Origin of the sequence: Nguyenibacter vanlangensis (assembly GCF_013376155.1) — a bacterium.
GTDB classification, from domain to species: Bacteria; Pseudomonadota; Alphaproteobacteria; order Acetobacterales; family Acetobacteraceae; genus Gluconacetobacter; species Gluconacetobacter vanlangensis.
Genome location: NZ_JABXXP010000942.1, coordinates 1 through 899, shown reverse-complemented (window position 1 = coordinate 899; position 899 = coordinate 1). Strand labels below are relative to the sequence as shown.

At 69.7% G+C, this 899-nt stretch carries 1 protein-coding gene and 1 pseudogene; one reads left to right on the top strand and one right to left on the bottom strand.

All coding sequences use genetic code 11. From position 1 onward, the window contains the following. A pseudogene (locus HUK84_RS20335) lies at positions 1-186 on the top strand (hypothetical protein); the annotation flags it as partial. Between the two features lie 62 nt (positions 187-248). Here the strand turns inward: HUK84_RS20335 and HUK84_RS20330 are convergent. After that, the coding region (locus HUK84_RS20330) for an SDR family NAD(P)-dependent oxidoreductase (protein ID WP_176641813.1) at positions 249-899 on the bottom strand (651 nt) is incomplete at its 5' end.

Here is an 899-nt window from a genome sequence, read left to right as displayed (position 1 = left end):
CACATGCGGATGCGCAACCTGCCCGAATTGATCGCCGCCCTGCGCGACGCGGGCCAGACGCGGGCCAGCGCCGCGCTGGTCCTGGCCAACCTGGTCGGGCACCACGCGGACGATGCGACGTCGTGGGACGTGGATTGGCAGGGGGGCATCCTGACGGTGAACCGGATCCCCCTGCCCCTGCGCTGATTGACTTTGCGCTGGCCGGCCTTGCGCTGATTGACCTTGCGCTGGTCGGTCCGCGCCGGCGATCAGCCCGGGTGGCGCAGCAGCCCGCCTTCGACGCGCAGCGCGGCGCCGGTGGTGGCCGATGCCTGGGGCGAGCAGAGATAGGCGACCATGCTGGCGACTTCCTCGGGTTCGGCCAGGCGGCGGATCAGCGAGCTGGGGCGGTGCATGGGCACGAATTCGGCCGCGATCTCGGCGGCCGGGCGGCCGGATTCGCGGGCTGCCTTTTCGAACATCTCCATCACGCCTTCGGTGCGGGTGGGGCCGGGCAGCACCGAATTGACGGTGACGCCGGTGCCCGGGACGCTTTCGGCGATGCCCCGGGCGATGGCGATCTGCGCGGCCTTGGTGAATCCGTAGGGGATCATGTCGGGCGGGATGTTCAGCCCGGATTCGCTGGAGATGAAGACCACGCGGCCCCATTGGCGGCCGACCATGCCGGGCAGGTAGTGCCGGGTCAGGCGCACGCCGCTCATGACGTTGATGTCGAAGAATCGCTGCCAGTCGGCATCCGGCGTTTCGAGGAAATCGCCCTGTTCGAAGATGCCGAGATTATTGACCAGGATATCGGCCTGCGGCACCTGCCGGACGAAGCTGTCGGCGCCGGATTCGCTGCCCAGGTCGCCGGCCACGCCGCGCAGGCGGGCGGCGGGCACATGGGCGCGGACATGGGC